15 protein-coding genes are annotated in these 12,335 nt (G+C 68.1%); 10 read left to right on the forward strand and 5 right to left on the reverse strand.

Annotated elements, in window-relative coordinates:
* The coding region (locus Q0066_RS07885) for a DNA repair protein RadA (RefSeq protein ID WP_298131771.1) at nucleotides 1–859 on the reverse strand (859 nt) is incomplete at its 3' end.
* A gap of 160 nt (nucleotides 860–1,019) precedes the next feature.
* Nucleotides 1,020–1,655, reverse strand: a complete 636-nt coding sequence (locus tag Q0066_RS07890) for a VOC family protein (protein ID WP_298131773.1) — start codon at nucleotides 1,653–1,655, stop codon at nucleotides 1,020–1,022.
* Nucleotides 1,656–1,813: 158 nt separating this feature from the next.
* On the opposite strand from Q0066_RS07890, the gene Q0066_RS07895 reads away from it, so the two are divergent.
* Genes Q0066_RS07895 through proC form a run of 4 tightly spaced genes read left to right on the forward strand, consistent with a single transcriptional unit; the run spans nucleotide 1,814 to nucleotide 5,213 of the window.
* The gene (locus tag Q0066_RS07895; RefSeq protein ID WP_298131774.1) at nucleotides 1,814–2,623 is read left to right on the forward strand and encodes a sugar phosphate isomerase/epimerase; all 810 of its coding nucleotides are present in this window, start codon (nucleotides 1,814–1,816) and stop codon (nucleotides 2,621–2,623) included.
* Nucleotides 2,620–3,354 (forward strand): CPBP family intramembrane glutamic endopeptidase, encoded by a 735-nt coding sequence (locus Q0066_RS07900; protein ID WP_298131775.1) that lies wholly within the window; start codon nucleotides 2,620–2,622, stop codon nucleotides 3,352–3,354. The genes Q0066_RS07895 and Q0066_RS07900 overlap by 4 nt, the downstream gene beginning before the upstream one ends.
* Before the next feature lie 33 nt (nucleotides 3,355–3,387).
* Nucleotides 3,388–4,419 carry an aspartate-semialdehyde dehydrogenase gene (locus tag Q0066_RS07905; protein WP_298131777.1) on the forward strand — a complete coding sequence of 344 codons (1,032 nt, stop codon included), beginning with the start codon at nucleotides 3,388–3,390 and terminating at the stop codon, nucleotides 4,417–4,419.
* On the forward strand, nucleotides 4,416–5,213 hold the full coding sequence (proC, locus tag Q0066_RS07910; protein WP_298131779.1) for a pyrroline-5-carboxylate reductase: 798 nt from the start codon (nucleotides 4,416–4,418) through the stop codon (nucleotides 5,211–5,213). The genes Q0066_RS07905 and proC overlap by 4 nt, the downstream gene beginning before the upstream one ends.
* Before the next feature lie 26 nt (nucleotides 5,214–5,239).
* On the opposite strand, the gene Q0066_RS07915 is transcribed toward proC, so the two are convergent.
* From Q0066_RS07915 to Q0066_RS07925, 3 genes are all read right to left on the reverse strand, one after another.
* Nucleotides 5,240–5,722, reverse strand: a complete 483-nt coding sequence (locus Q0066_RS07915; protein WP_298131781.1) for a hypothetical protein — start codon at nucleotides 5,720–5,722, stop codon at nucleotides 5,240–5,242.
* Between the two features lie 105 nt (nucleotides 5,723–5,827).
* Nucleotides 5,828–7,153: a hypothetical protein gene (locus tag Q0066_RS07920; RefSeq protein WP_298131782.1), complete on the reverse strand. Its 1,326-nt coding sequence runs from the start codon at nucleotides 7,151–7,153 to the stop codon at nucleotides 5,828–5,830.
* 375 nt (nucleotides 7,154–7,528) lie between these two features.
* Complete coding sequence (locus Q0066_RS07925; protein ID WP_298131783.1) at nucleotides 7,529–9,154, reverse strand: hypothetical protein; 1,626 nt, start codon at nucleotides 9,152–9,154, stop codon at nucleotides 7,529–7,531.
* 484 nt (nucleotides 9,155–9,638) lie between these two features.
* Here Q0066_RS07925 and Q0066_RS07930 point away from each other — a divergent pair, with 484 nt between their 5' ends.
* The 6 genes from Q0066_RS07930 to Q0066_RS07955 form a co-directional block, all read left to right on the forward strand.
* Nucleotides 9,639–9,740 (forward strand): AURKAIP1/COX24 domain-containing protein, encoded by a 102-nt coding sequence (locus Q0066_RS07930; RefSeq protein ID WP_042842924.1) that lies wholly within the window; start codon nucleotides 9,639–9,641, stop codon nucleotides 9,738–9,740.
* A 19-nt stretch (nucleotides 9,741–9,759) separates the two neighbouring features.
* Nucleotides 9,760–9,996, forward strand: a complete 237-nt coding sequence (locus Q0066_RS07935; protein ID WP_298131785.1) for a glutaredoxin family protein — start codon at nucleotides 9,760–9,762, stop codon at nucleotides 9,994–9,996.
* Between the two features lie 111 nt (nucleotides 9,997–10,107).
* Nucleotides 10,108–10,761, forward strand: coding sequence for a histidine phosphatase family protein (locus tag Q0066_RS07940; protein ID WP_298131787.1), 654 nt, complete (start codon nucleotides 10,108–10,110; stop codon nucleotides 10,759–10,761).
* Nucleotides 10,761–11,321, forward strand: coding sequence for a TlpA disulfide reductase family protein (locus Q0066_RS07945; protein WP_298131789.1), 561 nt, complete (start codon nucleotides 10,761–10,763; stop codon nucleotides 11,319–11,321). The genes Q0066_RS07940 and Q0066_RS07945 overlap by 1 nt, the downstream gene beginning before the upstream one ends.
* Before the next feature lie 50 nt (nucleotides 11,322–11,371).
* The gene (locus Q0066_RS07950; protein ID WP_298131791.1) at nucleotides 11,372–12,082 is read left to right on the forward strand and encodes a cytochrome c biogenesis protein CcdA; all 711 of its coding nucleotides are present in this window, start codon (nucleotides 11,372–11,374) and stop codon (nucleotides 12,080–12,082) included.
* Nucleotides 12,082–12,335 (forward strand): cytochrome c biogenesis protein ResB (locus Q0066_RS07955; RefSeq protein ID WP_298131788.1); only part of this gene is annotated, 254 nt, incomplete at its 3' end. The genes Q0066_RS07950 and Q0066_RS07955, both read left to right, overlap by 1 nt.

A 12,335-nucleotide genomic window follows, 5' to 3' on the forward strand; every position in this document is an offset into this window, starting at 1 on the left:
TCGGCTCGGCACGGGTGGAGGCGAACAGCCGGCTCGGATCGGCGACCTCGCGAATACCGTCCTCGATCATCTCGAAGCAGCCCACCTCGTCGGCCGGACCGAACCGGTTCTTGGTGGCCCGCACCAGCCGCAGCCCGCTGTGCCGGTCGCCCTCGAAGGAGAGCACCACATCGACCAGATGTTCCAGCAGCCGTGGCCCGGCCACCGTGCCGTCCTTGGTGACGTGACCGACCAGCAGCACCGGCAGCCGGCGCTGTTTGGCCACCCGCACCAGCGCGTTGGTCACCTCACGGACCTGGGCGACACCGCCGGTGACGCCGTCGCTGCCACCGACGGCGACGGCCTGTACCGAGTCGAGCACCAGGAGTTCGGGTGCGGTCTGTTCGATGTGGGCCAGGATCGCGCCGAGATCGGTTTCGGCGGCCAGGTAGAGCTCGTCGGCCAGTGCTCCGATCCGCCCGGCTCGCAAGCGCACCTGAGCCGCCGACTCCTCGGCCGAGACGTACAGGGTGCGGCGTCCGGTACCTGCCCACCTGCTGGCGACATCGAGCAGCAGAGTCGATTTGCCGACCCCCGGCTCACCGGCCAGCAGCACCACCGCGCCGGCCACCAGGCCCTGGCCCAGCACCCGATCGAGTTCGGCCACGCCGGTCGGCACCGACGCCGCCTCGGCCAGCGGGACGTCACGGATGGGCCGAGCCGGCCCGGTGGGAGAGCCGCGCACCGCACCGACCGCAGCGGGTGCGGGGGAGTGCGGGGCCATCGAGCCCCAGCTCTGGCACTGGTTGCAGCGCCCGACCCAGCGGGCGCTCGTCCAGCCGCACTCGGTGCATCGGTGGGCAGTGCTGTTCTTGGCCATGCTCCGCAGGCTAGAGGGTGCCGCCGACAGTTTTCGCCGGCCCTCGTCATCCCGGCGAATGCCGGGATCTCCAAGCACTGAATCGCTCGGCCAGGATCGCTCAGCCGGGAGATCCCGGGGCAAGCCCGGGATGACGTGAGGCGGGGGCTGAGCTGAAGGACTAGATGCGAACGGTGCCGTTGCAGGTGTGGAAGGTGGCGGCGTCCAGGCCGGGCTGGCCGTTGGGCGAGGTGAACCGGATGTTGACGCCGTCGAAGTTGCCGTCGACCTCGGCGCCGATCCAGTCCTCGACCCGCTCTTCGTTGCCCGAGATCTCCAATTCGACCAACTGCAGGTCACCGCCCAGAGCGCGGGGCAGCACCGATTCGTCGCTGGTCCACTTGATGAAATACGGCAACTGCGGGTCGGACATCAGTCCCTTGACGCCGATCTGCTCCCATTCCAGCAGCCGACCATCGGGGAAATGCCGCGAGCCGACCACGGCGTGGCGTCCGAGGCGTTGCTCATAGGGCTCGAGGTCGGCGACGGACACCACCCAGCCCAGCCAGCCGCCTCCCATTTCGGAACGGGCACGGACGGCCTGCCCGAACGGCGCCTTCTCGGCGGCGGGGTGCTCAAGCACCTCGACCACTTCGATGTACCGGTCGTCGGCCAGCGGAAGAATGCGGTTTCGGGTGCCGAAGCGGGGATGAAAACCGCCGTCACGGAATTTGGCGCCGAGCAGTTCCCCGAGCCGTTCGGCCTCCGCTTTGAGACCGTCCGGACCTGCTGCGAACGTCAGGTGATCGACATGCATGGAGACATTGTCACCATGAGAGGCCGTTCCCGCGAAATCGGCGGCCGGGGGGCTGCCCAAGCGTCACACAAACGTCACCATGATGAAATTTTGACCGGTCAACTACCGGTCCTCCCGGGCTCCGGTGGGCTCGTTGCCGCCCGCCTATGATGACCGGTGTGAGTGGTCCCCGAGCCGAGTCGAAGGTCGCCCTGTCGACCTCCTCGGTCTACCCGGAGAACACCGCCGCCGGGTTCGAAGTGGCGGCGCTGCTCGGCTACGACGGGGTCGAGGTGATGGTCGGAATCGACCCCTTGGCGGCCGACGTGGACGCCGTGGAGCGGCTCCGCGACTACCACCAGTTGCCGGTGCTGGCGGTGCACGCGCCGTGCCTGCTGGTCACCCAACGAGTCTGGGGCAGCGACCCGTGGGCGAAGTTGAAGCGGGCCACCGAGGCGGCGAACCAGCTCGGCGCCGACGTGGTGGTGGTGCATCCGCCGTTCCGTTGGCAGCGCAGCTACGCGACCAGGTTCGTCGAGGGCGTCCGGGCACTCGCCGCGGCCGGCGGCGTCACCATCGCGGTCGAGAACATGTATCCCTGGCGGGCACCCGGCGGCGGCGAGTTCCAGGCCTACCGTCCGAGCTGGGATCCCACCGATCTCGACTACGACCATCTGACCCTCGACCTGTCCCACGCCGCCACCGCCCGGCAGAGCGCACTCGACCTGGTGCGGCGCTGGGAGGACCGGCTGGCGCACGTCCATCTGACCGACGGCAATGGATCGGCCAAGGATGAGCACCTGCTGCCGGGACGAGGATCGCAGCGTGCCGACGCCGTGCTCGCCGAACTGGCCGGACGCGGCTACCGGGGCCATGTGGTGCTCGAGGTGAACACCAACGACCTGGATCGCCCGGCCCGCGAAGAGGCCCTCGCCGATGCCCTGCGTTTCGCCCGCAAACACCTCGGGCAGATCGAGGGCGCCGCGTGATCCGTCCGGGGCGGGAGGTGCTGCTCGTCCTAGGAGTGTCGTTGGGGCAGTCGGCGGTGTACTCGCTGCTGTCGATCGCCGAGAAGCTGACCCGGGCGGTACCGCTCAACCAGCAGACCACCCAGATCAACACCAGCGTCACCCCCGACAGGCCCTGGCTCGACCTGTCCTACCAGCTGGCCGGGATCGTCTTCCCGCTGGTGCCGGCGCTGTTGGCCCTCTACCTGCTGCGACTGTCCGGCGACCGGGAACGGATCGGGTTCGACCTGAGCCGTCCGTGGCGCGACGTGGGCTGGGGCTTCCTGATCGCGGCAGGCATCGGCATCCCCGGCATCGGGCTGTACCTGGCGGCCCGGGCTGCCGGGTTGAACACCATCGTCCAGCCGGCCAACCTGGCCGAGAACTGGTGGACCGTTCCGGTGCTGATCGGGCTGGCGATCATGAACGGCGTCCTCGAAGAGGTGATCATCGTCGGGTTCTGGTTCACCCGGATGCGTCAGGTGGGCTGGGGTGTGCCGGCGGTGCTGATCGTGAGCGCGCTGATCCGCGGCTCGTACCACCTGTATCAGGGCTTCGGCGGTTTCGTCGGCAACGTCGCGATGGGCCTGATCTTCGGCTGGATCTACCTGCGCACCAAGCGCGTCGGGCCGCTGGTGGCTGCGCATGCCGTCCTCGACATCGCGGCCTTCGTCGGCTACGCGCTGCTGGCGCCGTACCTGACCTGGCTGTGACCTGGGCCGGGGCACTCGCACCCGGGCGATAGGGTGAACCCCATGCATGTGGGTGTATTCGGTGCCACGGGCACCGTCGGCAATGTCATGCGTTCGCTGCTGGTCGAGCGGGACTTCCCGATCAGCTCCGTCCGCTTCTTCTCCTCGGCCCGGTCGGCCGGGCGCACGCTCGACTTCAAGGGCACCCCGATCACCGTCGAGGACACCGCGACCGCGGACTTCTCCGGCCTGGACATCGCCCTGATGTCGGCCGGTGCCACCATGTCGCGCGAGTACGCCCCGAAGGTGGCGGCAGCAGGTGCGCTGGTCGTCGACAACTCGTCGGCCTGGCGCAAGGATCCGGACGTCCCGCTGGTGGTCAGCGAGGTAAACCCCGAAGACGCGGTCAACCCGCCCAAGGGCATCATCGCCAACCCGAACTGCACCACGATGGCCGCGATGCCGGTGCTCAAGCCGCTGCACGACGCGGCCGGCCTGGAGCGCCTGGTGGTGGCCACCTACCAGGCGGTTTCCGGATCGGGTGTGAAGGGCATCAACGCGCTGCTCACGCAGAGCCAGGACGTCGTCGACCCCTCCGCCTTCGCCCTCGACGGGCGCGTCGGCGAGGTGGCCGACACGGCGCCTTACGTCGCGCCGATTGCCTACAACGTGATCCCGGTCGCCGGCTCGATCGTCGACGACGGCACTGACGAGACCGACGAGGAGCAGAAGCTCCGCAACGAGTCGCGCAAGATCCTGCACATCCCCGACTTGGCCGTGGCGGGCACCTGCGTGCGGGTGCCGGTGTTCTCGGGCCACTCGCTGGTCATCCATGCCGAGTTCGCCGAGGAACTCAGCCCGCACCGGGCCCGCGGCCTGCTCGCCACCGCGCCCGGAGTGGCGCTGGTCGATGTGCCGACGCCGCGGCTCGCGGCCGGTAAGGATCCGTCGTTCGTCGGCCGGATCCGGGTCGACCAGTCGGTGCCGGACGGGCGGGGCATCGTGCTGTTCGTCAGCAACGACAACCTGCGCAAGGGCGCCGCGCTCAACGCCGTCCAGGTCGCCGAACTGCTGGTGAACCGATGACCCGGCTGGCGGTGATCGGCGCCGGTGTGATGGGCGAGGCGCTGGTCAGCGGACTGTTGCGGGCCGGCTGGTCCAGCGACGCGATCGTGGTCGCCGACCGGCGTGACTTCCGGCGCGCCGAGATGACCGCTGCGCACGGCGTCCGGGCGACCGGGAACGCCGAGGCCGCGGCCGAGGCCGACACGGTGATCCTGGTGGTCAAGCCACAGGACGTCGGTGCCGTGCTGCCCGAGATCGCGCCGGTGCTGCGGCCGGGGACTCTGGTGGTCTCGCTGTGTGCGGGCGTCACCACCGCGCAGTTGGAGGGTCACCTGCCCGAAGGCACGGCGGTCGTCCGGGTGATGCCGAACACGCCGGCGCTGGTCGGCGAGGGCATGGCGGCGGTCTCGGCCGGCACCACGGCGTCCGAGGCCGACGTGGCACACGCGATGGAACTGATGACCGCGCTGGGCAAGGCGATCACCGTGCCGGAGGCGTACCAGGACGCGGTGACCGCGATCTCCGGCTCCGGCCCGGCCTACCTGTTCTTCGTGGTCGAGGCGATGATCGACGCCGGTGTGCTGCTCGGCCTGCCGCGCGACATCTCCAGCACGCTGGTGCAGCAGACCGTCTTCGGCTCGGCCAAGTTGCTGGTCGAATCCGGTCAGCACCCGACGGTGCTGCGCGAGCAGGTCACCTCACCGGGTGGAACCACCGCGGCCGCCTTGCGGCAGTTGGAGGACCACAAGGTGAAGGCCGCCTTCCTCACCGCGATGGAGGCTGCCCGGGATCGTAGCCGGGCACTGGCCGGCTGAGAGCCGCCGACCCGTCGGGCGGCGGCTCAGAGCGCTCCGTCGATCACGGCGCGCTCGCCCAGCGGTTCCTTCAGCGGCACCTCGATGGCGAACGGGTATTGCACCGTGGCCTGAGGGCCGTCGCATTTGGCGTCCGGACGGGCGCCCGCCCACAGCGTGATGGTCACTTGCGTGTTGGTCTCGACGAGTTCGGCGCGTCCGATCACATTGCAGGGCGGTCCCGTCATCAGCGTGCCCTCGACGCGTACGGCGGACTTGCCGGGCACGGCCTCAACCCTGGTGAACGCCTGCTTGCGGGCGTCCTTGACGGGCTCAGGTGTGACCAGGTTCGGCTGGGTCGGCGCGCCGTCCGTGGGCGGAGTGAGCGGGCCGGACGTCACGATGCCGCCGGACGGGTCGGCGGACGGCGTCGCAGCCTGGCCGCTGGTGCAGGCGGCGAACATCAGCAGGGCGACAGGGGCCAGCGCGAGGAACGCGCCGCCTCGGCTGCGGGTCGTGAATGGAATCATCGCTGGCCTCCTTCGGGTCGGCTTCTGCTCTCAGAGTCATCGTGCAGATCGGTTGCTGGCCGGCCCGGTGTCACCGAGCCGGCCAGCGGGTCAATCAGGGCGCTGCTATTTGACCGTCTTGGTCTTGGCGGAGGTCTTCGTCGTATTGGCGTAGCCGTCCTTCTTGCCGGTGACCTTGACGGTGATCTTCTTCTTCTTGTCGGCCTTGACCAGCTTGTAGGTGGACTTGGTCGCACCGCTGATCTTGGTCGAGTTCCGGTACCACTGGTAGCTCAGCTTGGTGCCGGACGGCTTCCAGGTCCCGGGCTTGGCGGTGAGCTTCTTGCCGACCTTGGCGGTGCCGCTGATCTTCGGTGTCGGTCCGGACACCGCATCGGCGCTCATCTTCCGCACGTGCGTGTACAGATCGGCGACCTGGGCGCCGTAGTACGGGCTGTACATGTACAGCGGCGCGTCGAGGTAGATGAAGTCGTTGTGCCCGTTGACGTAACCCCAGTCGCCGTCGAAGTTGCGGAACCACGGGCCGCCCGACGAGCCGCCGGTCAAACCCGAGGTCATGAAGAGGGTGCCATCGCCCTTGTCGGTGGTCTTTCCATCGGCTCGATAGAGAGTTTCGCCGTCGAACGGATCGTCGGCCGGGTAGCCGAACGCCGCGGCGGTGAAGGTCTTCGTCTTCTCGCCCCACTTGATGCCCTGGGCGCCGAGGTAGTCGGCGATCCGGTAGCCGAAGTTCGCGTGCAGGGTCACGGCACCGACGTCGTAGGCCCAGTCGTGGTTGTTGAACCACCTGGAGGTGGTGGCGATGTTCTTGGCGTACCAGACTCCGTAAGGTGCCGTGCCGTTGGAATAGGCAGGGACGAAGACCACGTTGCTCGACCAGACGCCGTCTTCGCCCAGGCAGTGCCCGGCCGTCCAGATCAGGCTCTTGCCCTCGCTGTTCACCACGGCCGCCGAGCAGACGTAGTTGCCGCCGTCGTGGCTGAAGAAGACCTTGCCGTTGGTGCGTGCAGCGGGGGTGTTCGACGGCAGATTCGGCTGTGAGTACTGTGGCGCGATCTTCGCCGAGACCTTGCTGGTGCGCGACGGTGCCACGCTGCCGGCGGTGCCCTGAAGGGCGGACTGCTGGGTCCGCTGGCGAGCGCTGTCGGAACGGTTGGCCGTTCGCTCCAGGGACTTGGCAGCCTTCATCCGCGCCGGCGTCCAGTAGTCCGCCAGCGCCTTGGCCTGGGCCTCGACGCCGGTCCCCGTGATCCGCTTCGTGACCTTGCTGGTAAGGACGTTGTCGTGGGAGACGATGGACGTGGACTTGGCCGGAGGTCCGGCCGGAAGCTCCGCGCGGGCGCTGACCGGGGCGGCCAGGAACGTGGCGGACAACGCGAGGCCGGCGATTCCGGCGAGCGCGAGCCCTCGCTTGATGTGTTTTCCTCGCATGCTGCTCCTAACAGGCTGACGAGCGGACGGGTTCTGAGGTCGAGGTGTGCACAGGAGAATCCGTCATCATGACTGAATAGCGACGATGCAGCATGGCGACAAAAAGGCAAGCGGTGCGGCCCGCGATGCGATGGTTCACAACTCCCCCCCCGGGATGAACGGCCGGGTCGGATCCGTCGAACCCCACCCAAAGCCGATGGCAAATGCTCCCATAGAGTCGCCGAATCCGAGAAATTGTCCGACGCCCGCGGGCGAAGTTTATGCGTGGCCTGAGAAGCGAACCGGATTCTAAGGTCGCTCTCATTTATAGGGGGATTCGGTTGCTGGCCGGCCCGGACGAGCCGGGCCGGCCAGCGGTTCACAGCCGGAGAGCTGCTACTTGACCTTCTTGGTCTTCGCCGAGGTCGTCGTCAACGTGGTGTACCCGGCTTTGGTACCGGTGACCTTCACCGAGATCTGCTTCTTCTTGTCGGCCTTGACCAGCTTGTAGGTCGACTTGGTGGCGCCCTTGATCGGGCTCGATCCCCGGTACCACTGGTAGCTCAGGGCGGTGTCGGACGGCGTCCAGGCTCCGGGCTTGGCGGTGAGCTTCTTGCCGACCTTGACGGTGCCGGAGATCTTCGGCGTTGCCCCGGTCAGCGTGCCCGCGGCGACATACGAGGTGCTGTCCGAGGTGAACGAAGCGCCCGTGTATCCGGTCTTGGAGCCGGTCACGGTGACCGTGATGGCCTTCCCGAGTGCGGAGGCGGGAACCGACAGGGTCGATCCGGTCGCACCCGAGATCGCGGATCCGTTGGCCTTCCACTGGTAGGCCAGGGTGATCGGCGCCGGCGTCCAGCTACCCGGGTTGGCGGCCAGGGTCGCCCCCACGGTGGCGGAGCCGCTGATCGTCGGCTTCGTTCCCGAGACGGCGTCGGAACTCTGGTACCGAACCGCGTTGTAGAGGTCGGCGACCTGGTTGCCGTAGTACGGGCTGTACATGTACACCGGTTGATTGGTGTAGATGAAGTCGTTGTGTCCGTTGACGTAGCCCCAGTTGCCGTCGAAGTTACGGAACCATGGGCCGCCCGATGAGCCTCCGGTCAGGCCCGAATACATGTAGAGCGTGCCGTTGTTGGGATCGGCGGTGGTTCCGTCGGCCCGGTACAGGTAGGCGCCGTTGAACGGCGAGGCGGCCGGGTAGCCGAAGGCTGCCGCGGTGTAGGTCTTCGGCGTCTGGTTCCACATCAGTCCCTGGCTGCTGAGATAGTCGGCGATCCGGTAGCCGAAGTTGGCCTGCATGGTGGCGGCACCGACGTCGTAGGCCCAGTCGTGGTTGTTGAACCACCTGGTGGTGGTGGTGAGGTTCTTGGCGTACCAGGTTCCGTAGGGCCGGGTGCCGTTGGAATATGCGGGGACGAACGACACGTTGCTCGACCAGACCGCGTCCTCGGCGAGGCAGTGTCCCGCGGTCCACACCAGGCTCTTCCCCTCGCTGTTCACGATGGAGGCAGAGCACACCCAGTTCTTGCCACCCCGGCTGAAGAAGACCTTGCCGTTGGTGCGGGCGGCAGGGGCGCTGGAGGGATAGTTCGGCTGGCTGTACTGCGGCGAGATGCCCTTCTTCACCGCGACCTTGACGGTGGGTTTCGGAGCCTTGCTGGTGCGCGAGGGTGCAACGCTGCCGAGCTTGCCCTCGGGGCTGGTGGCCTGGGTTTGCTGCTGGGGCGCCTTCCCGGGCCGGGTCATCGACGGGGACTTCTCGAAGGGCTTGGCCGCCTTCATTCGGCCCGGGGTCCAGTAGCTCTCCAGGGCCCGCGCCTCCGCGGCTGTGCCGGTGCCCTTCATCAGTGCCTTGACCTCTGGCGTCAGAGTGTTGGCATGGCTGACGATCTCCTTGGCCGGAGGTCCGGCGGGAAGCTCCGCGCGGGCGCTGGCCGGGGTGGCCAGGAACGTGGTGGTCAACGCGAGACCGGTGATTCCGGCGAGCGCGAACCCTCGCTTGATGTGTTTTCCTCGCATGCTGCTCCTAACAGGCTGACGAGCGGACGGTATTGAGGGGAGTGGTGAGCAGGAGAACTCGCGGTCAGGTTGAAAACCGACGATGCAATGTCGCGCTAGTGGCGCCGGTGCGACCGGTAATTCAGCGATTCACAAATCCTCCGGAACTTAGTCGGGGTCAGGTTCTGTAAACCTGGCCTCGGCGATTGGCAAATACGCCCATAGGTGTCGACGCGCCATCGGTCTGATACAGGCCGACTTGGGCGTAGTTCGAAAGTTCGGTGACGAAGGGCCGGGCCCGGACCGCACTCGATGGGAACGGGCGCGCATCGTGCGGGGCGGAGTGTGACGGGTGGGGTAGGTCGCCCCGGGGGTCCGCCTCACGGCGCGATTGGCCGTCGGGGTGAGCCAGTCGGTAAGCTGCCGTAGTTGCCGGGCAACCGGCCGCCACCAACCAAGAGCACTATCCGGCCCGTCCAGTGGGCCGACATCGAGAGGTCCTAGCGTGGGTTCGGTCATCAAGAAGCGTCGCAAGCGGATGGCGAAGAAGAAGCATCGTAAGCTTCTGAAGCGCACGCGCATCCAGCGTCGCCGCGCCGGCAAGTAGTCCTCAGGCGTCCGTCACGATGACCAGCCTCCGCGTGGTGGTCATCGTGCGCGACGGCTGTCACTTGTGCGTCGACGCGGTGGCGATCGCCGAGCGGGTCTGTGCCGAGCGCGGCGCAGACCTCAGCGTCGTCGACATCGACGCCGATCCGGCGCTCGCCGAGCACACCGACCACGTCCCGGTCACCTTCGTGGACGGGCGTCGGCTCGCCATCTGGTTCCTGGACGAGGCGCAGTTGCGCGCCGCCCTCAGCTGACTGCCGGGCGGAGTCGGCACGCCCTGATCGCGGCGGTGCGGGACGCGGGCGGCGGGCGGGAGGCGTCCCGTATTGTTGGAGCCCGAGCACACCGAAAGGCCGCCGTCACCCATGCAATCCGTCGTTCATCTGGTCCGCCACGGGCAGGTTCACAATCCCGACGGCATCCTCTACGGACGGCTCCCCGGCTTCGGCCTGAGCGAGCTGGGCCGGGCGATGGCCGACCGGTTGGGTGAGCATTTCGCCGACGTTCCGCTCACCCACCTGCGCTGCTCCCCGCTGCAACGGGCCCGCGAGACCATGGCGCCGATCGCCGCGGAGCATCCCGATCTCGAGATCGTCACCGACGACCGGGTGATCGAGGCGGCCAACGTGTTCGAGGGCCGCAACTTCGGCAAGTACAACCAGGTGCTGCTGCTGCCGCAGAACCTGTGGCAGCTGCGCAACCCGTTGCGGCCGTCCTGGGGCGAGGCGTACCCGTCGATCGTGGCCCGGGTGAAGGTCGCCATGGCGGACGCCGCCAAGGCCGCCGGCGACGGTGGGCAGGCGGTGATCGTGATGCACGAACTGCCGATCTGGATCTCCCGGCTGGCCGCCGAAGGGCGCTCGCTGGTGCACGACCCGCGCAAGCGGCAATGCCGGCTGGCCAGCGTCACCTCGTTCACCTGGATCGACGACCGGATCGCTGCCGTCGACTACGCCGAACCGGCCGCCGACCTGCTGCCGGCCAAGAAATCAAAAGTCCTGTTCCGCCCCGGCTCGTGATGCGTCGTCTGGCACTCGTCTGCGTCAGTGTGCTGACGCTGCTGCTCGCCGCCTGCACCGGGTCCGGGCCGGCTGCCGAGGGTGGTTTCGTCAGCGGCGACGGCACCATCACCCGCGTGCCGCCCGACCAGCGGACCCCAGCCCCTGCCATCTCGGGCAAGACTCTGGACGACGAGCCATGGAGCAGTTCGTCGGTGACCGGCAAGGTGCTCGTCTACAACGTCTGGGGTTCGTGGTGCCCGCCGTGCGTGAAAGAGGCGCCGGCGCTGGTCAAGGCCGCGCGCCGGACCGAGAAGACCGCCCAGTTCGTCGGCCTGAACACGCGCGACGCGTCGCCTGCGCAGGGTCAGGCGTTCGTCCGCGAGTTCGAGGTGCCCTACCCGAACCTGTTCGATCCCGGCGGTGAGCTGGTGCTGAAGTTCGCCGGCCAGTTGCCGCTGAACGCCATTCCCAGCACGGTGGTGATCGATCATCAGGGCCGGATCGCCGCTCGGGTGATGGGCGAGGCGACCGAGGCCACCCTGGTCGGCCTGATCGAGGATGTGGCGGCGGGCCGCTGATGATCGTTCTGGAGATCGGCGACTGGGCCCGCCAGGCGGTCGGCGGCAGCATGCTGCTGGCCGCTCCGGTCGCGATCCTGGCCGGGCTGGTGTCGTTCTTCTCACCCTGCGTGCTGCCGCTGCTGCCCGGCTACCTGTCCTATGCCAGCGGGCTCAGTGCGGCACAGCTGGCCGAGGGCAAGCAACGTGGCCGGGTGCTGGCCGGCACCTCGCTGTTCGTGCTGGGCTTTGCGATCGTCTTCGTCTCGGGCGGCGTCCTGTTCGGTTCGCTGGGCACCACGCTGATGCAGTGGCGCGGCACGATCACGATGATCGGCGGGGTGCTGGCCATCGCGCTGGGCCTGGTGTTCGCCGGCTGGGTGCCGTTCGCCAGCCGCACCGTCCGGCTCAACCTGCGACCCAAGGTCGGTCTGGCCGCGGCACCGCTGCTCGGCATCGTCTTCGCGCTCGGCTGGACGCCCTGCATCGGGCCGGCGCTGCAGGTGGTGTTCACCCTGGCGCTCAATGAGGCGACAGCACTGCGTGGCGCGCTGCTGGCGCTGTGTTACGCGGTCGGCCTGGGCCTGCCGTTCCTGATCGCCGGGCTGGCCCTGGACCGGTTCGGCTCGACGATCGCCTTCGTCCGTCGCCACCACCGCGCCCTGCAGGTCACCGGTGGCGTGATGATGATCGTTGTCGGTGTGCTGCTGCTGACCGGCGGCTGGGATGTCCTGATGGCCACCCTGCGGCAATGGGCCGCCAGCTTCGGGACGGTGATCTGATGGCAGAGCGGAAGCCGGGAGGCCTTCGACCGGGGGAGACGCTGCGCTTCCTGTGGACCCAGCTGACTTCGATGCGGACGGCGTTGGTGCTGCTGTTCGCGCTGGCGCTCGGTGCTGTGCCGGGCTCGCTGCTGCCGCAGCGTCCCACCGCTCCGGTGCGGGTGGATGAGTTCATTCGGGACAATCCGCAGTTGGGCGGCTTCTACAACGCCATCGGCATGTTCGACGTGTACGCGTCGCCCTGGTTCGCCGC

The sequence above is a fragment of the Micropruina sp. genome (assembly GCF_027492755.1).
Classification (GTDB): domain Bacteria; phylum Actinomycetota; class Actinomycetes; order Propionibacteriales; family Propionibacteriaceae; genus Micropruina.